At 64.1% G+C, this 25,604-nt stretch carries 20 protein-coding genes; 5 read left to right on the top strand and 15 right to left on the bottom strand.

Features of this window, described 5'->3' with window-relative positions; all coding sequences use genetic code 11:
• Position 1 precedes the first annotated feature (1 nt).
• Both IFT44_RS04200 and IFT44_RS04195 read right to left on the bottom strand, forming a co-directional pair.
• The gene (locus IFT44_RS04200) at positions 2-979 is read right to left on the bottom strand and encodes an aliphatic sulfonate ABC transporter substrate-binding protein (RefSeq protein WP_192175463.1); all 978 of its coding nucleotides are present in this window, start codon (positions 977-979) and stop codon (positions 2-4) included.
• A 134-nt stretch (positions 980-1,113) separates the two neighbouring features.
• A complete protein-coding gene (locus IFT44_RS04195) occupies positions 1,114-2,409 on the bottom strand; it encodes an MFS transporter (RefSeq protein ID WP_192175462.1) in 1,296 nt (431 codons plus the stop codon).
• A 261-nt stretch (positions 2,410-2,670) separates the two neighbouring features.
• Between IFT44_RS04195 and phnN the strand changes: the two genes are divergently transcribed.
• The gene (gene phnN / locus IFT44_RS04190) at positions 2,671-4,464 is read left to right on the top strand and encodes a phosphonate metabolism protein/1,5-bisphosphokinase (PRPP-forming) PhnN (RefSeq protein WP_192175461.1); all 1,794 of its coding nucleotides are present in this window, start codon (positions 2,671-2,673) and stop codon (positions 4,462-4,464) included.
• Positions 4,465-4,627: 163 nt separating this feature from the next.
• On the top strand, positions 4,628-5,044 hold the full coding sequence (locus IFT44_RS04185; protein WP_122477379.1) for a response regulator: 417 nt from the start codon (positions 4,628-4,630) through the stop codon (positions 5,042-5,044).
• Here IFT44_RS04185 and IFT44_RS04180 read toward each other — a convergent pair.
• From IFT44_RS04180 to IFT44_RS04165, 4 genes are read right to left on the bottom strand one after another with little or no spacing between them, the layout of a single operon-like run.
• Positions 5,037-5,639 (bottom strand): PqiC family protein, encoded by a 603-nt coding sequence (locus IFT44_RS04180; RefSeq protein ID WP_185793046.1) that lies wholly within the window; start codon positions 5,637-5,639, stop codon positions 5,037-5,039. The genes IFT44_RS04185 and IFT44_RS04180 overlap by 8 nt on opposite strands.
• Entirely contained in the window at positions 5,636-7,318 is a 1,683-nt protein-coding gene (locus IFT44_RS04175) for a PqiB family protein (protein ID WP_192175460.1), read from the bottom strand. The genes IFT44_RS04180 and IFT44_RS04175 overlap by 4 nt, the downstream gene beginning before the upstream one ends.
• Positions 7,311-7,925, bottom strand: coding sequence for a paraquat-inducible protein A (locus tag IFT44_RS04170; protein ID WP_192059842.1), 615 nt, complete (start codon positions 7,923-7,925; stop codon positions 7,311-7,313). The genes IFT44_RS04175 and IFT44_RS04170 overlap by 8 nt, the downstream gene beginning before the upstream one ends.
• Positions 7,922-8,533, bottom strand: a complete 612-nt coding sequence (locus IFT44_RS04165) for a paraquat-inducible protein A (protein WP_185794136.1) — start codon at positions 8,531-8,533, stop codon at positions 7,922-7,924. The genes IFT44_RS04170 and IFT44_RS04165 overlap by 4 nt, the downstream gene beginning before the upstream one ends.
• Positions 8,534-8,815: 282 nt before the next feature.
• Between IFT44_RS04165 and IFT44_RS04160 the strand changes: the two genes are divergently transcribed.
• Positions 8,816-10,012, top strand: coding sequence for an aminotransferase-like domain-containing protein (locus tag IFT44_RS04160; protein ID WP_192175459.1), 1,197 nt, complete (start codon positions 8,816-8,818; stop codon positions 10,010-10,012).
• Between the two features lie 110 nt (positions 10,013-10,122).
• Here IFT44_RS04160 and IFT44_RS04155 read toward each other — a convergent pair whose 3' ends face one another.
• The 4 genes from IFT44_RS04155 to puuE all read right to left on the bottom strand — a co-directional run bounded on the left by IFT44_RS04155 (position 10,123) and on the right by puuE (position 13,206).
• Positions 10,123-10,626: an ureidoglycolate lyase gene (locus IFT44_RS04155; protein ID WP_192175458.1), complete on the bottom strand. Its 504-nt coding sequence runs from the start codon at positions 10,624-10,626 to the stop codon at positions 10,123-10,125.
• Positions 10,627-10,699: 73 nt separating this feature from the next.
• Positions 10,700-11,695: an allantoicase gene (alc, locus tag IFT44_RS04150; RefSeq protein WP_122477391.1), complete on the bottom strand. Its 996-nt coding sequence runs from the start codon at positions 11,693-11,695 to the stop codon at positions 10,700-10,702.
• 69 nt (positions 11,696-11,764) lie between these two features.
• A complete protein-coding gene (uraD, locus tag IFT44_RS04145; protein WP_192103290.1) occupies positions 11,765-12,280 on the bottom strand; it encodes a 2-oxo-4-hydroxy-4-carboxy-5-ureidoimidazoline decarboxylase in 516 nt (171 codons plus the stop codon).
• On the bottom strand, positions 12,277-13,206 hold the full coding sequence (gene puuE, locus IFT44_RS04140; RefSeq protein ID WP_192055561.1) for an allantoinase PuuE: 930 nt from the start codon (positions 13,204-13,206) through the stop codon (positions 12,277-12,279). The genes uraD and puuE overlap by 4 nt, the downstream gene beginning before the upstream one ends.
• A gap of 328 nt (positions 13,207-13,534) precedes the next feature.
• On the opposite strand from puuE, the gene uraH reads away from it, so the two are divergent.
• Positions 13,535-13,888, top strand: coding sequence for a hydroxyisourate hydrolase (gene uraH / locus IFT44_RS04135; RefSeq protein ID WP_122477396.1), 354 nt, complete (start codon positions 13,535-13,537; stop codon positions 13,886-13,888).
• A gap of 28 nt (positions 13,889-13,916) precedes the next feature.
• Here uraH and ligD read toward each other — a convergent pair whose 3' ends face one another.
• A complete protein-coding gene (gene ligD, locus IFT44_RS04130; RefSeq protein ID WP_192175457.1) occupies positions 13,917-16,505 on the bottom strand; it encodes a DNA ligase D in 2,589 nt (862 codons plus the stop codon).
• A gap of 33 nt (positions 16,506-16,538) precedes the next feature.
• Positions 16,539-18,686: an ergothioneine biosynthesis protein EgtB gene (gene egtB / locus IFT44_RS04125; RefSeq protein WP_192103294.1), complete on the bottom strand. Its 2,148-nt coding sequence runs from the start codon at positions 18,684-18,686 to the stop codon at positions 16,539-16,541.
• A gap of 516 nt (positions 18,687-19,202) precedes the next feature.
• Between egtB and IFT44_RS04120 the strand changes: the two genes are divergently transcribed.
• Positions 19,203-20,087 (top strand): LysR family transcriptional regulator, encoded by an 885-nt coding sequence (locus IFT44_RS04120; protein ID WP_192175456.1) that lies wholly within the window; start codon positions 19,203-19,205, stop codon positions 20,085-20,087.
• Positions 20,088-20,293: 206 nt separating this feature from the next.
• Here IFT44_RS04120 and IFT44_RS04115 read toward each other — a convergent pair whose 3' ends face one another.
• The 3 genes from IFT44_RS04115 to IFT44_RS04105 all read right to left on the bottom strand — a co-directional run bounded on the left by IFT44_RS04115 (position 20,294) and on the right by IFT44_RS04105 (position 25,598).
• On the bottom strand, positions 20,294-20,863 hold the full coding sequence (locus IFT44_RS04115; RefSeq protein WP_192055554.1) for a GNAT family N-acetyltransferase: 570 nt from the start codon (positions 20,861-20,863) through the stop codon (positions 20,294-20,296).
• 146 nt (positions 20,864-21,009) lie between these two features.
• Positions 21,010-22,422 carry an efflux transporter outer membrane subunit gene (locus tag IFT44_RS04110; RefSeq protein ID WP_192175455.1) on the bottom strand — a complete coding sequence of 471 codons (1,413 nt, stop codon included), beginning with the start codon at positions 22,420-22,422 and terminating at the stop codon, positions 21,010-21,012.
• Positions 22,419-25,598: an efflux RND transporter permease subunit gene (locus tag IFT44_RS04105; protein ID WP_122477407.1), complete on the bottom strand. Its 3,180-nt coding sequence runs from the start codon at positions 25,596-25,598 to the stop codon at positions 22,419-22,421. The genes IFT44_RS04110 and IFT44_RS04105 overlap by 4 nt, the downstream gene beginning before the upstream one ends.
• Positions 25,599-25,604: the final 6 nt, after the last annotated feature.

Below are 25,604 nucleotides of genomic sequence, written 5' to 3'. Positions count from 1 at the left end.
TTCATGGCTTCCCGATGACGTCAGCGCTGAAGCGCGGCTCGATCAGGCGATCGACTACCTCGTTGACGTCCACGCCTTTGCGCACCAGGCCTTCGGCGGTCAGGATCGGTGCGGCAGCCTTAAGGGCTTCGACCTGCTTGGGGCCTGGCTGTGCATCGCTGAAGTCGGTACGCGACAGCTGCAGCTTGGCCACATCCAGCGGCAAGCCGGATTCCTTGGCCAGCAGTGCTGCCAGATCGTCGGGATGCTCCCGCGCCCAGGTACGTGCCTGCTCGTAGGCCTTGATGACCTGCTCGACGGTGTCGGCGTGTTCTGCCGCGAATGTTTCGGTGACGCTGATCACCCCGTAGCTGTTGAACTCGATGTTGCGATACAGCAACTGTGAGCCAGCCTGCAATTGGCTGGCCGCCAGCAACGGGTCGAGCCCGGCCCAGGCGTCGACATCGCCACGTTCCAGAGCAATGCGGCCGTCGGCATGCTGCAGGTGGACCAGCTCCACATCATCCTTGCTCAGCCCAGCCTGCTGCAGGCTGCGCAAGGTGAACAGAAAAGGGTCGGTGCCTTTGGTGGCGGCGATCTTCTTGCCCTTGAGATCGGCCACGCTCTTGATCGTCGAGTCCTTGCGCACGGCCAAGGCCGTCCATTCCGGGCGGCTGGCGATGTACACGGTCTTGATCGGGCTGCCATTGGCGCGGCTCAGCACCGCCGCAAGGCCGGCGGTCGAGGCAAAGTCGATACTGCCACCGTTGAGGTATTCCAGGGAGCGATTGCTGCCTTGGCTGAGCACCCAGTCGACCTTGGTACCGGGCAGGGCTTTCTCCAGCCAGCCGAAATGTCGCAGCACCAGGCTGGTGGGCGAGTAGTAGGCGTAGTCCAGGCGAACCTCGACGGGCGCTGCGGCCTGGGCGGTGCTGCCGAGGGCGGCCAGCAGCACGGCGGCAGCCAGCAGGGGTTTGGACAGGCGTGAGAACAGGGTCATGGTGATCATTCCTTGGCAGGGGAGAGCCGGCTGGCACGCCGGACCCCAAGCCTAAATGATCTAAAAAACCAACTGTAAATACCTTTTGGCTCTTAGCTTAGACTGCTGGCAAGTCGCTCGCGGGTCACTCACCCTCAGCGATTGACGGTCTTGGCCGGCAATGCCAGCACCAGCAGGCAACTGAGCAGCAGGCAGGCGGCGAAGATCCACAGGGCAATCTGCGGGCTGTGGAAACGGTCCATCACCACGCCCATCAGGGAATTGCTGACCAGACCGGCAATGTTGGCCAGCGAACAGGCCAGGGCGAAACCGGTGGCCGCTGCGGTGCCCTTGAGAAAGGTCGCCGGCAGGCTGAAGAACACCGGCACTGCGCCAATGATGGCCAGCGAAGCCACCGAGAACAGCAGGACCGTGATCGCCACGTTCTGGGTGAAGAAGGTGCTGAGAAACATCGCTGCGGCGCCGACGATGAAAGGCACGATGATGTGCCAGCGCCGCTCGCGGTATCGGTCCGAACTGGCGCCGATGGCCAGCATGCCGATCAGCCCGGCAAGGCTGGGAATGGCGACCAGCAGGCCGATGTCGCCGGCATTCGCCACCCCGGCATTGCGAATGAACGTGGGCAGCCAGAACCCCATAGCGTAGGCGCTCAGCAGAATCGAGAAATCGATGCCGCCGAGCATCCACACCTTGATGTCGAAAAAGCCTGCACGAAACGAGTGGCCGCCGCGGTTTTCGCTCTCGTCCCTGGCCAGCACCGCCTGCAGTTGGTGTTTCTCGCGCTCGCTCAGCCATGTTGCATCGCCAATGCCATTGGGCAGGATGGCCAGGCAGAGCACGCCCAGTATCACAGTGGGAATGGCTTCGAGGAGGAACAGCCACTGCCAGTTATGCAGGCCGCCGACACTGTCGAAGCTGCCCATGATCCAGCCGGAAAGGGGGCCGCCGATCAGGCTCGACAACGGCAGGCCGATCATGAACAGGGCGATGATGCGGCTGCGTCGGTACGACGGGAACCATTGGCTCAGGTAGAACAGCACGCCCGGCAGAAACCCGGCTTCGGCGGCACCCAGCAGAAACCGCAGAAGGTAGAAATGCCATTGGCTGGTGACGAACATGGTCAGCCCGGAGAGCACGCCCCAACTGATCATGATGCGCGCGATCCACAGGCGCGCGCCGACCTTCTGCAGCACCAGGTTGCTCGGCACCTCGAACAGGATGTAGCCGACGAAGAACAGGCCCGCGCCCAGTCCGTAGGCGGTTTCGCTCATGTGCAGGGTGTCGAGCATCTGCAGTTTGGCGAAGCCCACGTTGATGCGGTCGAGGTACGAGGCCAGGTAGCAGAAGCACAGGAACGGGATCAACCGCCAGACGATCTTGCGGTACGTTTCAGCGCTCGCGTGCTCGGGCAGGCCGGAGATGGATGACATGCAAGAACTCCTGAAGCATTGAGAAAGTCGGGATGTATCCCGTAGGAGCGGTCCATGCCGCGAACGCCGCACTGCTCGGTGCGTGGCGATGATAATCGTTGCGCTCGATGCATGCAGCACGGGTGCCAGCCTGGGGCGCAAATAATCGCGTAGACTGCCGGCGTCGGCGAGCAGGTTCGCGCCGCGTCGCTTTCATCCACACGCTCGATCCGGCCATACGCCGGACGGCATCGGTCCGGGCAAGGCGGAGCATCTTCTTCTATGGCGCAGGGCATTTTTTTCTTTGTAGTCGGCCCAAGCGGAGCGGGGAAGGACTCGCTCATCGAAGGTGCCCGCGCCCGACTGGGCGGCAGCGGTCGGTACCTGTTCGCCCGGCGCACCATCACCCGCCCAAGCGGCGCACCCGGCGAAGACCACACGGGAGTGACTGCCGAGCAGTTCCAGGCCAGCGTCGCGGCCGGCGAGTTCCTGCTCAGCTGGCATGCCCACGGCCTGAGCTATGGCTTGTCTGCCGATCTGCTGCAGGTGTTGGAGGCGGGTGACCACGTCATCGCCAACGGCTCGCGCAGGATGATCCGCGAGGCCGCGGCGCGTGTGCCGCATCTGGTGGTGATCGAGGTCACTGCCGCGCCAGAGGTGCTTGCCGCGCGCATTCTGGGACGCGGGCGGGAGACCGCCGAGCAGGCCAGTGCGCGGGTGCTGCGTCAAGTGGACACGTTGCCGGCGGACATCGAAACCCTGCGCGTCGACAACGACGGCACACTGGCCGCTGGCATCGAAGGTTTCATCGATGCCGTGCAGAGCGTCGCCCGACGTCACGCCGGGCTGCCGACCAGCCATCCACTGCTGGCGCGCAAGGTCCAGGGTCACGCGCTGGACGAAACGCAGTACGAATCGTTGTTGCGCGACATCATCGAGGGTCGCTATACGGACAGTGAGATCGGCGCCTTCCTGGTGAGTACCAGCCAGCACCTGTCGGATGCCGAAGTGATGGCCTTGGCCAGGGTGCGCACGCGATTTTCACCGATCATGCGCTGGGACCGGCCCATGGTGGTCGACAAGCACTCGATGGGCGGCGTCCCCGGTAGCCGGATTACTCTGATCGTGGTGCCGATCGTTGCGGCGCATGGGCTGGCCATGCCCAAGACCTCGTCGCGGGCGATCACTTCGGCGGCCGGCACGGCCGACGCCATGGAAGTCCTCGCCGAAGTGGAACTGACGCCTGCGCAAGTGCGTCAGTGCGTGGCCGACACCGGCGCCTGCATTGCCTGGAACGGTCGCCTCAACCATTCACATCTCGATGAGGTGATGAATACCATCACACGCCCGCTGCGCATCGACTCCACACGTTGGGCCGTGGCCTCCATTCTGTCCAAAAAACTGACTGCCGGCTCGACCCATGTCATCGTCGATCTGCCATTTGGCCCGCGTACCAAGCTTGCAAGCCGCGAGCAGGCGCAGGCACTGGGCGAGCTGTTCGAGCAGGTCGGTGCGTTGCTGGGCCTGACCGTGGTGGCGCTCGTCACCGATGGATCGCGGCCGGTGGGGCGCGGTATCGGGCCGGCGCTCGAAGTGCGCGATGTACGCTGGGTGCTTGAAGGCGCTGTGCAGGCACCGGCCGACCTGCGCGAGAAAGCCCTGGTGTTTGCCGCGCAGATTCTGGCCTGGGACCCGCAGGTCGGCAGCGTCGCCGCGGGTCGGCGACGCGCCGAGCAGCTGTTGGACGAAGGCTGCGCCCTTGCTGCGTTCGAGCGCATGATCGACGCCCAGGGGCGCAGGGTGCCGGTGATGCCCAGCGCGCTGACCTGCGCCGTCCGTGCACCCTGCGCAGGCCACGTGGCCCGGTTCGACGGCTGGCGCCTGGCGGAAATCGCACGGTGCGCCGGAGCGCCCCGGCACAAGGGCGCCGGCATCGACCTGAAGGTAGACAAGGGCACACCAGTGGCGCCGGGCGATGTGCTCTACGTTATCCATGGCGCGAGCGCTGACAGTCTGGAATGTGCGGCTCGGCTTGCCCATGCCTGCAGCGGAATCGAACTTGCGACCCCGCGCTGATCGCCGTTGCGGCGGCCGCGCCAGGCGGGCGGGTTACCGTTCGTCGGCGCAACCTCGACAAATGGAATTCGCAGGCTTTTCCGCTCTCCTAACCTGAGTGTGGGAGTCGCCATCGCGGCGGTTACTTTCCTCAATCAATTCAAGTACACAGAAGGATTTGGCAATGACTGATTCGCCGCGCATCGACGGCGCTTCCAAGGGAGCGAACCTGGTTCTGGTGGTGGAAGACGAAGCCGTGATTCGCGAATTCGTCTGCGAGCTGCTGACCGACGAGGGTTGGAAGACCGAGGGTGTCGAATCTGCGGATCATGCCCTCGCGTTTCTGAACCAGCATTCCAACGAAGTGGGTTTGTTGCTGACGGATATCCTGATGCCGGGCAGCATGAACGGCGCAGGCCTGGCCAACTATTCGGCACAGACCTGGCCCGAGATTCCGATCATGATCATGTCGGGGCACGAAACACCGGAAAGCTCCGGCGTGACCATTCCCGTCAGCTTCGTGCGCAAGCCTTGGACCCTGGGCCAGTTGCTCGACGGTGTCGAGAAGGCCCTGGCCACCGTGCCGCGCGCTGTCAGCTAGGACAAGCGCCGCTGCCCTGCACCCATTGGCGAGCAGTCGTCGCGATCTGCTTCGCCAATTGATCGATCACGCGCTGGTGTGCCACCACCAGGCTGCTCAATTCCACTCCCGCCGTTTCGCGGATCTGACTCGCACAGGTCAAGCTACGGCGCGGCTGCGCACCCCCGCGCAGGCCCAGGCTCCACACCACGTCGACCAGTGCATATTGCCCCGGCAGCGAGTCGAAGCGCCGCACGTCGGTCTGCAACGACAGCACCGGGCGCTGCGCGTCCTTGGGTAGCCCGGCCAGGTCTCGCGTGCCCAGCTGGCGTTCGAGGCGATCGGTCAGGGCATCGTGAAACTCATCGGCCAACGGCGCGCTCCAACGATCGTTTTCCAGAATGGCAAGGTTGCCCTGGTTCTGCCGCACCACCAGTTGTGGCTGATCGACCTGCACCGGCATCCGCACGCCCAGCATCTCGAATTGGAACGACGGCGCGGCCAGGCGGGCCGGGGTGCTTGGCGCGGTGTCCTGCAATGTGTAGTAGTGGGTGACCGGCGAGCTGCAGGCACTCAGGCCCAGGCTTGCGGCCAGCATCAGGGTGCGTTTGATCATGGTTGAGCTTCCGGTTGGATTTCACGTGAAGTATTGCTCGGGCTGCGGAAGGCGTCCGGCTCGCCCTGTTTGGTGCGGCCACGGATCAGCGCTTCCGGGTTGCGGCTGAGGAAGTCGGTCAGTACGCGCACCGAGCGCGCGGTGCGCTGAACTTCATCCATGGCCTGGCTCAGCTGCTGGCGCTCCGGCGAGTCGTCGGCAAACGTCGAATTCGCCGCGGCGAGCGTCTTTTGCGTCTGTTGCAGGGTGCCGCGCATCTGCGGCAGCACCTCGGCATTGACCTGACGCAGGGTCTTCTGCATCTCGCTCAGGCTGCCATTGAGGTTGGTGGCGATCTCGTCGAGTGGCAGCTTGCTGATCTTGTCGACTACACCCTGCAGTTGTTCCTGAACCTTGTCCAGGCTGCCCGGCACCGTGGGAATGCGCAGCGGGCGAGCGGCCATGTCGAAGGCCACGGGCGTGGCATTGGGTATGAAGCTCAGCGAGATATACAACTGGCCGGTGATCAGGTTGGCGCTGCGAGCCTGGGCGCGCAGGCCCTGCTTGACGAAGGCCGACATCAGCTGGGCCGAACGTTCGTCGTCCTCGGTGCCCATCTGCTTGAGCAGCTTCTCGTGCGCCTTGCCCAGGCGATCCGGGTAGATCACCGCGCCGACCACGCTGGGAAAACTCTTGGTCTTGGCATCGTAGTCCAGGTTGACCGAGACCACCCGACCGATGTTGACGCCCATGAACTCCACCGGCGCGTTGACCGTGAGGCCGCGCAGCGACTGGTTGAAGTTCATGCTGATGTAGCGTGGATCACCGTCGGGCGGTGCCAGTGCGGTTTCCTGATCCCCGAACAGGTCGAAGCGTGAGCGTTCGGTGGCCGGCGTCGCGTTGGGGCTGTACTTGGGCTCGACGAAAGCGACACCGCCGGCAAGGATGGTCGACAGCGATTCGGTGTTCACCTTCAGGCCGCTGGCACCCACGGTCAGGTCGATGCCGCTGGCGTTCCAGAAGCGCGTGTCGGTGGTAACGAATTTGTCGTTGGGCGCATGCACGAAGATCTCCACGTCGACACCCTTGCCGTCCTCGGCCAGTTGGTACGACACCACCTGGCCGACTTCGATGCGGCGATAGTAGACTGGCGAGCCGATGTCCAGCGAACCCAGGTCCTCGGTGTGCAGGGTGAACCGCTTGCCTTGCTCGCCATAGGTGATCGGCGGTGGTGTTTCCTTGCCGACGAACTGTTTCTTGCGCTCTTCGGCGCTGCCCGCGTCGGTGCCGATGAAGGCACCGGAGAGCAGGGTGTCGACGCCGGAAATGCCATTGGCGCCGATGCGTGGGCGCACCACCCAGAACACCGAATCCTCGGCGGTGAAGCCTTCGGCGGACTTGTTCAGGTCAACCTTGGCCACCACATGGCTGCGGTCGTCGCTGAGCGCGATGGCGGTCACCTGGCCGATCACCACGTTCTTGTATTTGACCTGGGTCTTGTTGGCCTCCAGGCCCATGGCGGTCTGAAAGCTGATCTCGATCTGCGGCCCGGCATTGAGGCCGTTGCTGATCAGCATCGAGGCGCCCACCACGGCGGCGATGATCGGCACGATCCACACCAGCGAGACATTGAAACGACGCGTCTTGACCGCCGGCGCAGCGGCAGGGGACGGGGGGGTGGAACCTGGACGATCAGACATCTTCAACCTCTACATCCCAGATGAGCCGGGGATCGAAACTCATGGCGGCAAGCATGGTGAGTACCACCACCAGACCGAAAAACACGATACCCAGCAACGGGTCGATGGAACTCAGCGAACGGAACTGCACCAGCGCGGCCACCAGCGCCACCACCAGCACGTCGAGCATCGACCAATAGCCGATCAACTCGATGAAGCGATACAGCCGGGCCCGCTCGCGCATGGCCCAGTGGCTCTTGCGCTGACAGGTTATCAGCAGCGTGCCCAGGATCATGAACTTCATGCAGGGCACCACCACGCTGGCGAAGAAGATCAGCACGGCGATGTCCCACGAGCCGCCGTGCCAGAACTCGATGACACCACTCATGATGGTGTTTTCGCTGGCATTGCCGAACATGTTGGTGCGCATCACCGGCAGCAGGTTGGCGGGGATGTACAGGATCAGGGCCGCGATCAGCAGCGCCCAGGTACGGGCAATGCTGTCGGGCTTGCGTGCGTGGACTGTGGAGTGGCAGCGTGGGCAGTGATGTTCACCTGTCTGGCAGATATGCCCACAGGTGTGGCACAGCACCAGGCCGACTTGTCGGGCGTAGACCGGCTCGCTCATCGCAGCTGTCCTTCCAGGTCATCCCAGAGCCGGCGGATGCCCTTGCCCGAAATCAGGATCAGCAGCACCGTGACCATGCCCAGCGCCCACAGGCCGACGCCAGGATGCACGTCGAGCATGCCGGCCAGCTTGATGATGGCGACCAGAATGCCCAACAGGCAGACTTCGAGCATGCTCCATGGGCGCAGGTGTTCGAGGGCTCGCATGCAGGTGCGAAAACCGGGCGCGGCGCGCCCTGCAGTGGCGAACCCGAGCAACCAGCACAGCAGGCAGATCTGCAACAGCGGGGCGAGGATGATGGTCAGCCCGGTGACGGCGGCCATGGGCGTGATGCGCCCTTGAGCCAACGCCTCGACCGAAGCGAGCAGGGTGGCCTGGTTGCTCAGGCCTTCCATGCTGATGCTGATCACCGGGAAGGCATTGGCCAGCATGAACAGCATGGCTGCAGTCAAGGCGAGGGCGAACAGCGCCTGGATGCTCAGGCGATGGCCACGCTCGAGCACCGCGCCACAGCGCGTGCATTCGGCTTTTTGGCCATGGGCCAACGTCACCGATTCGAACAGCGAATCGCAGTGTTCACAGATGATGCGGCGCGAAGACGTATTCATTCGACAATGGGCATGGGTGAAGGCCTGCGGACAAGGGCGCGCATTTCCCCAGATTCGACGCGACATGTCTAGTCCAGTGGCGCGGTGCCATGAGTATCTGAGTCATGATAGTGGTGTGCGTTCCGTCTGGCGATAGCCATGCGCGGCGGACCAGGGGCGAGCCGTGTTTTTCTCGCCTGCGCGTTGTCAGCACCAAATGGCATGACATCTGGAAATATCCTCGCTTGTGACGAGTATTCGCCCGCCTCGATACTTTCGGCACATCCGTCGTCGAGCATTGTCATGGCCCTGGACTACCGTTTCACCCCAGCCTTCGAAAACCCCACGGGCTCGGCCATACGCGAGCTGTTCAAGTACCTGTCGCTGCCGGGCATGATTTCCTTCGCCGGCGGCTATCCGGCCTCGACGTTCTTCGACCAGTCCGGCCTGCGTGACGCCGCAGAGCAGGCCATGCGCGAAACGCCCCTGGACTGCCTGCAATACGCCGCCACCGAAGGCCTGCCCGCTCTGCTCGAACAGCTGGCGGAGCTGATGCAGCGCCGCGGCGCCGCGGTGAAGACCGACGACATGGTGGTGACGACCGGCTCGCAGCAAGGCTTCGACTTGTTGCTCAAGGTGCTGCTGGTACCCGGCGCCACGGTGCTGGTGGAATGCCCGACCTATCCAGCAGCGCTGCAGGCGTTGCGCCTGGCCGGGGCGCAGGTGCTCAGCGCGGCGACCGATGCCGACGGCTTGGACACCGACGCGTTGGCGCAACAACTCGCCCAGCGTACGCCCGGCGATGTGGCCATGCTGTATTGCGTACCGACCTTCGCCAACCCTACCGGGGCCTGCCTGCCGTTGGCGCGACGCCTGGCGCTATTGAAGTTGGCGGTCGCGCACGATTTTCTGCTGGTCGAAGACGATCCCTACGGTGCGTTGCGTTTCGCCGGTGAGGACGTGCCGTCGCTGCTGGCACTGAGTCGCCAGGTCGAGGGCGCCGAGGGCCGGGTGATCCATCTGTCCAGTCTGTCCAAGGTGCTGGCGCCAGGGCTGCGCGTGGGCTGGATGGTGGCACCTGCGGCGATCCGCCAGCGCTGCCTGGTGGCCAAGCAGACCGTGGACCTGTGCACCTCGCCCTGGGCGCAGCGCATTGCGGCCAACTACCTTGCCGCGGGGGCATTGGAGCGGGCTTTGCCGAGCCTGGCCGAGGGCTACCGGAAGAAATGCGAGCGGATGCTGGCAGGGCTGCAGCCGATGGCCGAATACCTGGAGGTCAGCCCGCCTGCTGGGGGAATGTTCGTCTGGGGCCGATGCCGCCACGGGCTGGACGCCAAGGCGCTGCTGCCGCGCGCGATCGAGCAGAAGGTGCTGTTCGTGCCGGGCAGCGCGTTCTATGCTCACGACCCCGACCCAAGCAGCATTCGCCTGTCGTTCGCCGCGCCGGGGCTTGCCGACATCGACGAAGGCCTCGAGCGCCTGCGCCGCGCCTTCCTGTAGCAGCGGCGCAAGCCGCGTCACTGGCGCCGTGGTGTATCGGAAAAAACACGCTGACGCCGGACGCGGCTCGCGCCGCTGCTACAGACATGCCGAGCCATGCGTGGCAAGAATTACCGTAAGGGATCCAGGGACAATGAATTGCGCTCCTCGAAGAAGAACTCGTCGCAGTTATTGCCAGGGCCTTTACGGTCCACCACCAGGAAGTCATCGCCATCGGCCAAGGCCAATATCGGATGGTGCCAGACGCCCTGATGGTAGTTGATGCCCTGATGCCCGTCGCTACGAAAAGCTCGCACTGCTTCACTGTGCGGCACCTCACCGGCCGGGGCCACCACGATGAGGAACGCCTTGCCCTGCAACGGGATGAACGCCTGGCTGCCCAGCGGGTGGCGTTCCAGCATGCGCACGGTCAGCGGCATCGGCAGCGCCTGGGCGCGAAAGATGCTGATCACGGCCTGATCCTGCGCAGTGCCAAGCTGCACGTCGGCCAGGCGATCGAAGCGTTGCGTGGAGCCGTTGTTGATCAGGAAGTGCGCGCTGCCCTGGGTTTCGATGACGTCGCCGAAAGGGGCGAATGCGGCTTTGCTCAGGGGTTCGATGGTCAATGTACGCATGAAGGGCCTCGTCGTTGATTAACGCTGCCTGGGTGGTCGATCCACCTGGGCAGCCGAGCGGATGCCGAGCCGGCTACCTGGCCAGGGTACCCAGTACGCGCAGGCGGCTCACGCCCCCGTCGGGGAACACGTTCAGGCGGATATGGGTGATCGGCCCCAGCGCCTTGATCTGTTCGGCGAAGCTGTGTTCCTGGTGCATCTGCAGTTTCTGGCTGGGCAGCAGCTCGCGCCAGAACAGGCTCTGGGTCTCGATCTGGCTGTCGGTGCCACCTTTGACGAATGCGCCCTGGATCGAGCAGCTGTCGGGGTAGTTGCCTTTGAAGTGCAAGGTGTCGACCACCACCTGCGTCACCACCCCGGCGTGACCCAGGGCCACGATGACCCAGTCATTGCCCGGCGTGCGTCGGCGTGCGGTTTCCCAGCCGTCACCCATGTTGACCCCGCGGCCGGGATTGAGCAGGTTGCTCATGCTGCCGTAGTGCTCGTCCGAACAGGCCAGCGCGCGTCCACCGTTGAGCGCGCTGGCAAGGTCCAGCGGCTCTTCGTCGCTGACGCTCGACCAACTGCGAAAGGGGATGCCGTATACGCGCAGGCGTGCGACGCCGCCGTCCGGGTAAATGTTGAAACGCAGATGGCTGAACGCGCTGTCGTTGTCGATGCTGTGGTAGTGATGACTGTTGCCCTGCAGTTCCACCGCGCCAAGGATCTCGACCCACTGCGTCTGGTCATCGGGCTCGCCTTCGCTGATGAAGCACGCTTCCAGCGACGCCGAGGGAGGGAAGTTGCCGGTGAAGAACGAGGTGTCGATGTCCACACCCTTGATCGAGCCCGGCGCGCCCAGGCGGATCACCGCCGTGTCATGGCCTTCGAAGCGCTTGCGCCGCGATTCCCAGCCATCCATCCACTTGCCGTTGTCGTCGAACACGCCTTCCTTCCACACCGCCGGGGTGGGCTGGAACAGCCGGTTGACGTCGGCGAACCAATCATCGGTCACCGAAATGGCGCGGGTACCGAGGCGGGCATCCGCCAGGTTGACGTATTTCTGGAACGGTGCGGCGTAGGCTTTCATGAATGCGGGTCTGCCTTGAACGGTGGTGAGAGGAAAATCGCGGCGGGCGCGATGGCATGGCTGCAGCGGTTACAACGCTTGCAGACGAAACAGGGCGATCTTGTCGATTTCGCGCAATGCACAGCTGAATTCGTCTTCGGGAGAATGGCCGATACGCGTCTCGAAGGCCGCCAAGATCTGCTGCCGGTCGCTGCCCTTGACCGCCATGATGAACGGGAAGCCGAAGCGGGCACGATATGCATCGTTCAGCTCGGTGAAGCGCTGAAACTCCTCGGGGGTACATTGGCTGATGCCGGCACCGGCCTGCTCCTGGGTGCTGGCGGCGGTGAGCTGGCCCTGCACCGCAGCCTTGCCGGCCAGATCGGGGTGCGCATTGATCAATGCCATCAACCTGGCACGGTCGGCGTCGGCCACCACCTGGCTCATGCAGGCATGCACTGCCTCGATGTCGTCGCGGCGGTCCACCGGCAGGCGCTCGAAAGCCTGCTCGGCGATCCAGGGCGAGTGCTCGTAGATATCCCCGAACGCGGAGATGAAACCGGCGCGGCTTAGCCGTGAGGGTTGCAGGGTACGGAAGTGACTCATGGGCGAAGGCTGCCTGGGTAGGGGTGAACGGTCTGCCAGTGCCGGGCGATGTCCACGCGCCGTGCGCACCACACCTGCTCATGGCTTTGGACATAGTCAATGAAGCGCTTGAGCGATGCGAGGCGTCCGGGGCGGCCGATCAGGCGGCAGTGCAGGCCTACCGAGAGCATCTTCGGCGCGTCCGCGCCTTCGGCATACAGCACGTCGAAGGCGTCCTTGAGGTACTCGAAGAAGTCGTCGCCCTTGTTGAAACCCTGCACCTGGGTGAAACGCATGTCGTTGGTGTCCAGCGTGTAGGGGATCACCAGATGCCCATGGCGCGCATCGCTGCCCGGTTGCCAGTAGGGCAGGTCGTCGTCGTAGGCGTCGCTGTCGTAGAGAAAACCGCCTTCTTCCATGACCAGGCGCCGGGTATTGGGGCCGGTGCGACCGGTATACCAGCCCAGCGGTCGCTGGCCGGTAATGTCGGTGAGGATGCGGATGGCTTCGCGCAGGTGCTCGCGCTCCTGCGCTTCATCAATGTTCTGGTAGTCGATCCAGCGATAGCCGTGGCTGCAGATTTCATGGCCATCGGCAACCATGGCCCGGATGGCCTCGGGGTGGCGCTGCGCGGCCATGGCCACGGCAAAGACCGTCAAGGGAATGCCGGCGTTGCGAAACAGCTTGAGCACGCGCCAGACGCCGGCGCGGCTGCCGTACTCATAGAGCGATTCCATGCTCATGTTGCGCTGGCCCTGCAACGGCTGAGCCGCGACCATTTCCGACAGGAACGCCTCGGACTCGCTGTCGCCATGCAGCACGTTGCGTTCGCCGCCTTCTTCGTAGTTGAGCACGAACGACACTGCAAGGCGGGCGTGGCCCGGCCACTGCGGATGAGGGGGCGTGTCACCGTAGCCGATCAGGTCGCGGGGGTAGTCGGGGCTCACCGCAGGCTTCCTTCTGTGCGTGGCAGAACGGGCTCGACGACGCACCCGGGAAGGGCCCGCTTCGCGCTTGAATGGATTGTATACATCGGCATGGGCAATTTGTAAGCTCGCGTAACTGGCGGATAGATGGCTTCATCCTTGCAGAAGCACTTGCCCAGAGTCTTGCAAAAAACCTGCCCGGTCGGTCAGCAATAAGGATCTTCCGGCATTTTTGGTTCGGCTCCTTTGCAACGTGCCACGCGCCATGCCCCGTTTCGGCGCGAATAGTCCGTTCCCGCTCTTCCACGGTGCGCGTTGAACGCACCCCTTCATCAGGTGAACATCGACCATGGGACGCTTGACCACACATGTATTGGACACCGCACATGGGTGCCCTGGTAACGCCATCCAAGTGCGCCTGTACCGGGTCGAGGGCGAGCAGCTGCAGCTGCTGGCAACGGCCGTGACCAATGCCGACGGGCGTTGCGACGTGCCGTTGCTCGAAGGCGAGCACTACCGTTCGGGCGTCTATCAGCTGCATTTTGCCGGCGGCGACTACTACCGTGCCCGTGGCACGCTCATGGCTGCGCCGGCTTTTCTCGACGAGATCGTGCTGCGCTTCGGCATCGACGCCACCCAGGCGCACTACCATGTGCCCCTGCTGCTTTCACCCTACAGCTACTCCACCTACCGCGGCAGCTGAGCGGCGTTGCTGCCGGGTGAGCGTGTGCTCAATCGAGCCCGAGCTTCTTGCGCATCGCAACGGTGATGCTCTGGCGGGTGGTGAAAAAATCCGCCCACGGATCGTCATCCATTTCTGCCAGGCGTTCGAGCACGCTGTCGATGTTCCAATGGTCGCCACCCTTGATATGTGCCACTTCGTCACGGGTGACCGGAACCGAAACCGGCAAGCCGTCACGCGCCCGTGCGGCGTAGGCGCAGGCCGTGGTCGCGCCGAGGCCATTGCGCAGGTAGTCGATGAAGATCTTTCCGACACGATTTTTCGGGCCGGACACGGCGCTGAAGCGCTCCGGCATCAGCCTGGCCATGTGCTCGACCACGGCGCGGCTGAACGCCTTGACCTCGTCCCAACCCAGCTTGCGGGTGATCGGCACCACCACGTGCATGCCTTTGCCGCCGCTGGTCTTGAGAAACGATGCGAGGCCCAGTTCGTCGAGCAGGGTCTGGGTCAATTGGGTGGCTTCGACCATGCTTTTCCAGGGCAGGGCTGGATCGGGGTCCAGGTCGAGCACGAACCGGTCCGGATGGTCGAAATCCTTGGTGGTCGCGTTCCAGGTGTGCAGCTCCAGCGTGCCCATCTGCACCGCGCCGAGCAGCGCCTGGCCGTCGTTGATGACCATGGCGGCCTGGCCTGCCTCTTCCTTGTCGAAGGTGACGATGTGCGGGATCGCCAGGTGGCCTGCGTGCTTCTGGAAGAACAGTTCGCCGCCCACCCCGTCGGGCGCTCGTACCAGCGCCACCGGACGCTGCTTGAGGTGCGGCAGCAACCAGGGTGAAATGCGCCCGTAGTATTCGGCCAGTTGCATCTTGGTGGTACCGCTGGCGGCATCGATCACCCGTTCCGGGTGGGTGATGCGCACCTGACCGACCAAGTCTGCGTCGTCTGCCTTGGTAGCCGCCTTGCGAGGTGTCTTTTTCGGCTTCACGAGTCGAGGGGGGTCGCTGGCTTTCGCAGCCGGCTTGTCCGCAGTGATTTTCCTGGCGGGCTTGTCGCTGCGCAAACCATGGAAAACCGCATGGCGAACGGCACCGTCACGGGTCATTTCGGCATACGCCACTTCCGCCAGAAGCGTTGGCTGCAACCAGTGCACGCCACGCGCGTCGGCGCCTTTGGGCGGGTTGCCGAGCGCCGGCTCGTCGGTTTCCAGCGACTGCAGCTGCGCGTGCAGGCTTCGCAGCGTGGCTTCACTGAAGCCGGTGCCGACCTTGCCGGCAAAGCGCAACTCGCCGCTGTCGGCATCATGCAGGCCCAGCAGCAAGGCACCGAATGCGCTGCGGCTGCCCTTGGGCTCGGTGTAACCGACGATGACGAACTCCTGGCGCCGCTTGCACTTGAGCTTGATCCAGTCACTGCTGCGCCGCGAGACATAAGGGCTGCCGACACGCTTGCCGATCAGCCCCTCCATGTTCATCTGGCACGCGCTGGCGAGCAGGGATTCGGCCGAGTCGGCAAAGTCGTCCGAGAATTTCAGGGCATCGTCCTCGTTGGCTTCCAGTACCTTCGCCAAGGCACTGCGGCGCTGCTCGACAGGCACTTCGCGCAGGTCCATGCCGTTGAGGTAAGGCATGTCGAACAGGTAGAAGACGATGTCGCCGCTGTGTTGCTCTTCGAAGGCATTCTGCAGAGCCTGGAAATCCGGCACGCCTTGTCCGTTGGTCACGACCACTTCACCGTCCAGCCAGGCCGACTGCAAGCCCAGGGCCGCAAGTGCCTTGGCCTGGCGCGGCATCCTGGCGGTCCAGTCATGGCCGTTGCGCGTGAACAGGCTGACCTCGGCATCTTCGATGCGCGCAACGATACGGTAACCGTCGAACTTGATCTCGTAGCGCCAGTCACCGTCCGGGGCGGTGTCCACCAAGGTCGCCAGCTCGGGCTTGAGGCTGGCCGGCAGCGCAGCGGCGCGTGCGCCTTGCAGCTGCACACCTTTGCCAGTGGCCCGGGGTTTGGCTGCCGGCTTGGCCACGGATTTGTCGGACGTCTTGGTCGATACTTTGCTTTTGCGCTTGCGCGGGACGAGGGTGCGCTCGCTGAGGACGCTGTCGGGCTGGGCCTCCAGCACATCGTATTCGGCCAAGGGACGCGCGGCCTCGTCCTTGGACTTTATCAGGAACCACTGCTCACGCTTGCCAGGCATGTGGGTCTTGACCAGGTTCCACGCGCCAGCCAGTTTCTCGCCCTGCAGCACGAACTTGAGCTTGCCCTTTTCATAGCCCTGGCGAGGGTCGCCCTCGGGGATCCAGGTGCCGCGGTCCCAGACGATCACGTCGCCGGCGCCGTAGTGCCCTTCGGGAATGTTGCCTTCGAAGCCGGCGTAATCCAGCGGGTGGTCTTCGACATGAACCGCCAGGCGTCGAGCCTTCGGGTCCAGCGACGGACCCTTGGGCACCGCCCAGCTTTTCAGGGTGCCATCGAGTTCCAGGCGAAAGTCATAATGCAAGTGGCTGGCGTCGTGCTTCTGGATGCAGAACTGCAGGGCCTGCGCGGCCTTGCCGCGCTTGCCGCTGCGTGCGCCGCCCGAAGGCTCCGGGGTGGCATCGAAGTCACGCTTGCGGTTGTACTCCTCCAATGCCTTGCTCATGGCGTTCCTCACTCATGATGCGCTGCAGCAGGATCAGCGCAGACAGAACAGCGCCACCTGCGGCGACTCACCGACCCATTGGTCGCTGACTTCCCAGCCGGCCGCGGCGGCCAGTTCGGTAAAGGATTGCACGGTGAACTTGTGCGAGTTCTCGGTGTGCAACCGTTCCCCCGCCTTGAAGGCGAACGTGCGTCCCGCCACACGAACCTGTTGCGCCTTGCGGCTGACCAGATGCATTTCGATCCGTTCGTAGTCGGGGTTCCATACCGCCAAATGGTCGAAGGCCTGTTCGTCGAAGTCGGCGTCGAGCTCGCGATTCATGCGCGTCAGCAGGTTTTTGTTGAAGCGTGCCGTAACCCCCGCAGCGTCATCGTAGGCAGCCTCCAGGGTGGCGATGTCCTTGACCATGTCGACCCCGATGACGAAACGCGCGTCGGGCCCCAGCAGCTCGCGGGCCGAACGCAGAAAACGCACGGCTTGCGGGCGAGTGAAGTTGCCCAGCGTCGAACCCGGGAAGAAGCCGACGCGCGGGTGGCCACGGGTTTCCTCCGGCAGGTGCAGGGCACGGGTGAAATCATCGACCAGCGGGGCAATGCGCAGGGCAGGGTAGCGCTGGCGCAGCTGGGCGCCGGCCCGTTCCAGCGCGTTGCTGCAGATATCGATCGGTACGTACAGGCCGATCTGCGGCACGGCATCCAGCAACAGACGTACCTTGTCGCAGGCACCGGCGCCGAATTCGACCAGCGCTGCATCTTCGGCGATCAGCGCAGCGAGCTGCGGCGCGATTTCGGTCAGCAGGGCAGTTTCCGCACGCGTTGGATAGTACTCGGGCAAGGTGCAGATGGCTTCGAACAGCTGCGAGCCTTGGGTATCGTAGAAATACTTGGGTGAAATCGACTTCTGTGGGGCTGACAGCCCGGTCACTGCATCGCGAGCGAACTCGTCGCTGCCATCGTTGCGGGCGCTGTACGGTGTCACGTCGCGCGCCAGGCGCAGGCTCGAGAACATCCAGCGGCAGGCCGGGCCGAAAAAGTTGCGATAGGTGGGGCGACTGTGGCCGACCGGGGTAATGCTGGCGCCGCCGCGCAGCACCATCTGGTTGATCATGAACTTGCCGTTGTATTCACCCACGGCGCTGACTGCCGGCTGAAAACCGGGGTAGGCGCTGTAGGCGCTCTGCGTCCATTGCCAGGCCACATCGTCGAGCTGTTGCAGCTGACCGGTGCCAGCGGCAATTTCCCATTCCGCTTCGGTGGGCAGGCGTGCGCCGGCCCATTGGGCGAAGGCTGCCGCCTCGTAGTAGCTGATGTGCACCACCGGGGCGTCGAGTTGCAGGGGTTGCAGTCCGCGCAGGCTCATCTCCTGCCAGTTGCCGGCGTTGTCCTGCTGCCAGTAGAACGGCGCATGCCAGCCTTCGCCCTGGACCGTCGCCCAGCCGTCCGCCAGCCACAGCCCCGCCTGGGTGTAGCCACCGGCTTCGACGAATTCCAGCCACTCGCCGTTGGTGACCAGGCGATCGGCGATTTCGAATGCCTGGGCGAATACCTTGTGCCGCGGGCCTTCGTTGTCGAAGGCGAAGCCATCGCCTGCGTGACCGATTTCCACCAATCCGCCGGCATGCCCGATGAACCGGCCACGCTGGCCGGTTGCGTCGACGGGCCATGCCGGGTCGTAGGCAGGTTTGAGCGCCGACAGGCTGAACAAGTGCAGGATGTCCATCAGCAACAGCTCTTGATGCTGTTGCTCGTGGGACAGGCCCAGTTCGATCAGTGCCTGAACTTCCGGCGCAAGGTCGCCGCTCAACAGGTCTTGCATGTGCTGGTCGACATGGGCGCGGTAGGCGCGTACCCGGTCGAGCCCCGGACGGGTCATCAGGCCACGTTGTGGACGCGGCTGGCGCGGTCCGACGGCTTCGTAGTAGGAGTTGAAGAGGTAGCAGAAATCGGGATCGAAGGGCGTGTAGTGCGGCAGTTGCTCGGCCAGCAGAAACGTTTCGAAAAACCAGGTGGTATGCGCCAGGTGCCATTTGGCCGGACTCGCGTCGGGCATCGATTGTGCGCCCATGTCTTCGGCGCTGAGCGGGCTGGCCAGGTGTTCGCTGTGGCGACGCACCTGGTTGAAGCGTTGCAGCAGGTCGTGCAGGGGGATGACGGGCACGGCGTGCTGGGAAAGACTATTCATCAAGAGGCTGCTCCGACGGCTCCGTCGATGGCGACGATGGGAAACGGGCGCGGGAGCGTTTTTCTATCGCTTTCCGCACGAGCGCCGTTGAGCTTCAACGACGGGCTAAAGGGTGTGACTGTGNTTTCCGCACGAGCGCCGTTGAGCTTCAACGACGGGCTAAAGGGTGTGACTGTGCAACCCCCGGCAGGTTCGCCCGCTCATCGAAAACCCTTGGCCTGACGCATTGCGGCGCCTGTCGACGCGGCTCGCGCCGCTGCTACAGGTGCTCGGACCGGCTCTGTGCGGCGCCTGCCGACGCGGCTCGCGCCGCTGCTACAGATGCTCGGGCCGGCTCTGTGCGGCGCCTGTCGACGCGGCTCGCGCCGCTGCTACATATGCTCGGACCGGCTCTGTGCGGTGTTCCCGGATGCAGCTTGCGATCTCTGTAGCAGCGGCGCGAGCCGCGTCCGGGGGCACTGCGGTTGTTCAGGCCGGAAGGCTGTTGCACAATGCATTGTCAACCAAGGAGTGACGATGAACGCTTTCGAAGACATGCGGCTGTTCGTTCAGGTGCTGGAATCACGCAGCTTCACCGCCGCTGCCGAGCAGTTGGGGATTTCCAAGCAGTACATCAGTCGGCGCTTGATGCAGCTGGAAAACCGTCTCGGCGCGCGCTTGCTCAATCGCTCCACCCGACGCCTCGACGTGACCGCCCTGGGCCAGAGCTACTACGACTCGGCCGTGCGCCTGCTGGCGGAAGTGGAACAGGTCGAGCAGGGCATAGCCGGGCAGGCTGCCGAACCCCGTGGCGTCTTGCGCGTGAGTGCGCCGCTGTCGTTCGCCATGGCGCAACTCAGCGTGCTGATGCCACGATTCCTCCAGCGCTACCCCCAGGTGCAGGTCGAAATGGACCTCAGCGACCGCCCGGTCGACCTGCTCGGCGAGGGCTACGACCTCGTCCTGCGCATCGGCATGCTGGAAGACTCATCGCTGATCGCGCGGCGCATTGCCTCCATCGCACGCGTCTACTGTGCCAGCCCTGGCTACCTTGCTGAGCGCGGCATCCCGGCCACCCCGCAAGAGCTGGCGGCCCACGACTGCTTGCCTTACGGTCACGCGCGGCAAGTACAGTGGCGTTTCCAGGTGGACGGCAAACCGTTGGTGATTGGGGTGGGCGGGCGTCTGCGTGCCAACAACGGCGAACTGCTCTGCGAGGCTGCCGTGGCCGGCATGGGGATCGCCTACCTGCCTCGGTTCATCGTCCAGCAGGCAATCACATCAGGACAATTGCAGACCGTACTCGATGACTTCGTAACCGAGCCGCTAGCGCTGTCGGCGGTGTATCCGCAGCATCGACAGACATCGCGGCCGGTGCAGGTGTTGATCGAGTTCCTGCGCGAGCATCTGGGCAATCTCTGAGGCCCGCGTTGCACCTGTGCGCAGAATCAGACGTGGCTCAACGCGATACCGAATGAAACGACGATCATGCAGCACAGAGTCAGGTTGATATTCATCGGGACGAAATCCTTGGCGTGGTAAGGGGACCTATACTGCTGATCCCGCGCCCTGAAGAAAAATTCCGTTTTTCGATAGCCATCATCGACTTCCGTGATGCCGGTAACGGTTCAACGCGTGCGCCGCGGCCGCGACACCACCGACTCGATGTTCTTGCGACCGATCAACCGGGTCGGCGGCGTAGATTCCTCGGCCAGCCACTTGTACATCACCAGGCAATCCACCAGCCCCTGTTGCGCATGCCGATAAGCCCGCGGCAGGCGCCCGACGGTTTCGAACCCCAGCTTGTGCCACAGGGCCACTGCCACTTCGTTACTGGCTACCACCGAGTTGAACTGCATGGCCAGGAAACCACTGTCGCGTGCCACCTGCTGCGAGTGCTCGCACATCATTCGCGCCACGCCACGGCCGCGCGCCGCCTCGGTGACCATGTAGCCGCAGTTGCACACATGATTGCCGGGGCCTGCGGCATTGGCCTTGAGGTAGTAGCTGCCCAACAGCTGGCCTTGTTCATCCTCGGCAACGAAGGTATGCAGGGGCAGTTGCAGCCAGGTGTGCTCGGCGGCCTCGCGGGTCATGGCCGGATCGTAGGCGTAGGTCTGCTGACCCTGGACCACCGCGTTGAAAGTGGGCCAGAAACGTTCGAAATCAGAGGGGGTCATGGGGCGGATGGTGATCATGGGGCGCTCGCTGCGGATCGGGATCGGCCCACCGGAGGCAGTTGCCAGGCAGACATGCCCGACAGCGGCTCCCGAGGTGCCTGGATGGCGCCTATCCTACCATCGGCCGTCGTCGTTTTTCCCGCGCGACAGCGGCCGTTCCCGGGCTACCGGCGTGCCAGCGTGTCCGGCTGCCAGCCACCGCCCAGTGCCTTGTAGATCGCCACGATGCCGCGATACAGCTCGGTTTCGCCCTGGGCCTGGGCGTCTTCGGCGCTCAAGCGCTCGCGCTCGGCATCGAGCAGCACCAGGTAATCGGCCGTGCCTTCGCGGTACTGGATCGACGCCAGCGCCGCCGCGGCGCGGCTGGAATCGCTCTGGCGCATCAAGGCCTGCAGACGCTGCTGGCGCTTGCCGTAGTCACTGAAGGCGTTTTCCGATTCCTCCAGCGCCAGCAACACATCCTGCTCGTAGCTAGCCAGCGCACCTTCGGCATCGGCGTTGGCCGCACGAATCTGCGCCCGCACGCTGCCCAGGTCGAAAGCCGCCCAGGTGATGCTCGGCCCCAGGCCCCAGGCGTTGGCTGCCGACGAACCGATCTGCGAACCACGCGCTGCGGTGAACCCGAGGAAACCAGTGAGGGTGACCCGTGGGAACAGATCGGCGGTGGCCACGCCGATCTGTGCGGTGGCGGCTGCCAGTCGGCGTTCGGCACTGCGAATGTCCGGACGACGGCGCAGCAACTGGGTCGGATCACCGATCGGAAGCGCCTTGGCAATGGCCGGCAGCTGCGCCGGGCTCAGATCGACGCTGAGTTGATCGGGGCGCTGGCCGAGCAGGGTGGCGATGCGGTTGCGTGCCCGCACCTGCTCGGCCTGCAGCTGCGGCACGGTCGCTTCGACCGCGGCCAGGCGTGCATCGGCACGCACCACGTCCAGTTGATTGCCGACGCCGGCTTCCTCCAGGCTGCGGGTGATGCCGCGCGAATCCTGCTGGTTCTTCAGGTTGGCCAGGGCGATCTTCTCGCGCAATTGCGCGCCACGCAGTTGTCCGTAGGCATCCACCAGTTCAGCGATCAACGTGACCTGCAACTGCTGCAGGTTGGCCGCGGCTTCACCCTGCTGGGCGTCACTGACTTCCAACTGACGCTGGATGCGCCCGAACAAATCGACTTCCCAGGCCATGTCCAGGCCCAGGTCGTAGCGCTCGGTATTGACCCGGTCGTTGGTCTGGCCAGGTATCTGGCTCTTGCCGATCTCGCTGCTGGCGCGGCTGGTCACCACCGGGAAGCGGTCGTTGGCCACGTCGTCGCGAATCGCCCGAGATGCCTTGAGGCGGGCGAAGGCCACACGCAGCTCGCGGTTGCCCTGCAGCGATTCGTTGACCAGCCGATTGAGCGTCGGGTCGTCGAATTGCTGCCACCACACCGCATCGAACTGCTCGGCGCGGTAGTAACGAGCATCTTGCGCAGCCTCCACGGTCGCATCCAACGCCTGCGGCGCGCGGTAGTCAGGGCCCACCGCGCACGCGGCCAGGGCCATCACCAGCAGGCTGGGCAGAAGGGGTTTCAAGCGGTTCATGGTTGTACCTCAAGCTTGAGCGCGCGGTCCGCCTTGCGGGCCTGGCGACGCTCGACATGGCGACGGATCAGCACGAAGAACACCGGGGTCAGCAGCAGGCCGAAGAAAGTCACCCCCAGCATGCCGGAGAACACCGCCACGCCCATGGCATGGCGCATCTCGGCACCGGCGCCGGACGACAGCACCAACGGCACCACGCCCATGATGAAAGCGAACGAGGTCATCAGGATCGGCCGTAGCCGCAAGCGGCATGCCTCCAGCACGGCGGCCAGCGGGTCGAGGCCTTCCTCCTGCTTGTCCTTGGCGAATTCGACGATCAGGATCGCGTTCTTGCACGCCAGTCCGACCAGCACGATCAGGCCGATCTGGGTGAAGATATTGTTGTCGCTGCCCGCGATCATCACCCCGGCAATCGCCGAGAGCAGGGTCATGGGCACGATCAGGATCACCGCCAGCGGCAGGCTCCAGCTTTCGTACTGCGCCGCCAGCACCAGGAAGGCCAGCAGCACGCACAGCGGGAACACGAACAGGGCGGTGTTGCCTGCCAGAATCTGCTGGTAGGTCAGCTCGGTCCATTCGTAGGCCATGCCGTTGGGCAGTTCGTCCTTGAGCAGCTTCTCCACCGCCGCCTGGGCCTGGCCCGAACTGTAGCCGGGTGCAGCCGCGCCGTTGATTTCCGCCGTGACGAAGCCGTTGTAGTGCATCACGCGATCAGGCCCTGCGGTATCGCTGACCTTGATGAACGTGGCCAGCGGGATCATCTCGCCGCGATCGTTGCGCACCTTGAGCTGGCCGATCTGCTCGGCCTCCAGGCGGAACTGCTGCTCGGCCTGGACGTTGACCTGATAGGTGCGCCCGAAGCGGTTGAAGTCGTTGGCGTACAGCGAGCCCAGGTACACCTGCAGGGTGTCGAAGATATCGCTGATGGCCACGCCATGGGTCTTTGCCTTTTCCCGATCGATCGAGGCATCCACCTGCGGCACGTTCACTGTGTAGCTGGTGAACAGCCCGGCCAGTTCCGGCACGCTGCGGCTCTTGGCGATGATGTTCTGGGTCTGCTTGTACAACTCGTCATAGCCCAGGTTGCCGCGATCCTGAACCTGCAGGCGGAAACCACCGATGGTGCCCAGGCCCATCACCGGCGGTGGTGGGAAGATCGCCATGTAGGCGTCCTGGATACCGGCGAACTTGCCGTTGAGCTCGGCGGCGATGGCATTGGCCGACAGGCTGGCGTCCTTGCGCTGATCGAAGTCCTTGAGCGCGACGAACACGATGCCGTTGTTCGGGCTGTTGGTGAAGCCGTTGATCGACAGGCCGGGGAAGGCGATGGCGTTCTCCACGCCTGGCTGCTTCAAGGCGATGTCCGACATGCGCTTGATCACATCTTCGGTGCGGTCCAGGCTGGCGGCGTCCGGCAACTGCGCGAACGCCACCAGGTACTGCTTGTCCTGGGAAGGCACGAAACCGGTTGGGGTGTTGGCGAAACCGAACCAGGTCAGCACCATGAACCCTGCATACACCAGCATGGCGATACCGCTGCTGCGGATCACCCGCGCCACGGTGCCGACATAGCCATGGCTGGCCTTTTCGAAGAAGCGGTTGAACGGCCGGAACAGCCAGCCGCCGAGCAGTTTGTCGAGCAGCCGGGAGAAGCGGTCCTTGGGTGCGTCGTGTGCCCTGAGCAGCACGGCCGCCAGCGCCGGCGACAGGGTCAACGAGTTGAACGCCGAAATGACCGTGGAAATGGCGATGGTCAGGGCGAACTGCTTGTAGAACTGCCCGGTGAGCCCGGAGATGAACGCTGCCGGCACGAACACCGCACACAGCACCAGCGCAGTGGCGATGATCGGCCCGGTCACTTCGCGCATGGCCCGCTCGGTGGCGGCCACCGGTTCCAGCCCCAGCTCGATGTTGCGCTCGACGTTCTCTACCACCACGATGGCGTCGTCCACGACGATACCGATGGCCAGCACCAGTCCGAACAGCGACAACGCGTTGAGCGAAAAGCCGAACATGTGCATGACGGCGAAGGTGCCGATCAGCGACACCGGCACGGCCACCAGCGGAATGATCGAGGCGCGCCAGGTCTGCAGGAACAGGATCACCACCAGCACGACCAGGATCAGCGCTTCGAACAAGGTGTGTACCACCGCCTCGATCGAGCCGCGCACGAAGATGGTCGGGTCGTAGACGATGCTGTAGTCCATGCCTTCAGGGAACGACTGCTTGAGTTCGGCCATTTTCGCCCGAACCTGATTGGACACGTCGATGGCATTGGAACCGGGGCGCTGGAAGATCGGCAGGGCCACCGCCGGTTGGTTGTTCAGCAGCGAGCGCAACGCGTATTGGCTGGAACCCAGCTCCACGCGGGCAATGTCCTTGAGCCGGGTGATTTCGCCGTCGTCGGCGGCGCGCACGACGATGTTCTCGAATTCTTCCTCGGTGACCAGGCGGCCCTGGGTGTTGACCGACATCTGGAAACTGGTGGCGTTGGGCGCAGGCGGCGCGCCCAGCTGGCCAGCGGCAACCTGACGGTTCTGCTCACGAATGGCGGTGACCACGTCGGTGGCCGTCAGGTTGCGCGAAGCGGTCTTGTTCGGGTCAAGCCAGACCCGCAGCGAGTAGTCGCCCATGCCGAACAACTGCACGTCGCCAATGCCATTGAGCCTGGCCAGTTCGTCCTTGATGTTCAAGGTCGCGTAGTTGGACAGGTAGAGCATGTCGTAGCGCTGGTCGGGGGAGGTCAGGTGGACCACCATGGTCAAGTCCGGTGAGGCCTTGTCCACGGTAATGCCGATCCGCGTGACTTCTTCGGGCAGCTTGGGTTGGGTGCGCGTCACTCGGTTCTGCACCTGCACCTGGGCATTGTCCAGATCGGTGCCCAAAGCGAAGGTCAGGGTCAGGGTCAGCTTGCCGTCGGCGGTAGACTGCGAGGACATGTACAGCATGTTCTCCACGCCGGTGATGGCCTGCTCGAGCGGCGCGGCCACGGTTTCACCGATGACCTTGGGGTTGGCGCCGGGGAAGCTGGCACGCACCACCACGGTCGGCGGGACCACTTCGGGGTACTCGCTGATCGGCAGCTGGAACAGCGAGATGGCGCCGGCGATCAGAATGATCAGCGACAGCACGGCGGCGAAGATCGGCCGCTTGATGAAGAATTGAGAGAAGTTCATCGCAGT

The organism is Pseudomonas sp. CFBP 13710, assembly GCF_014842235.1.
GTDB classification, from domain to species: Bacteria; Pseudomonadota; Gammaproteobacteria; order Pseudomonadales; family Pseudomonadaceae; genus Aquipseudomonas; species Aquipseudomonas baltica.
This window is presented reverse-complemented; position numbering and strand designations above follow the sequence as displayed.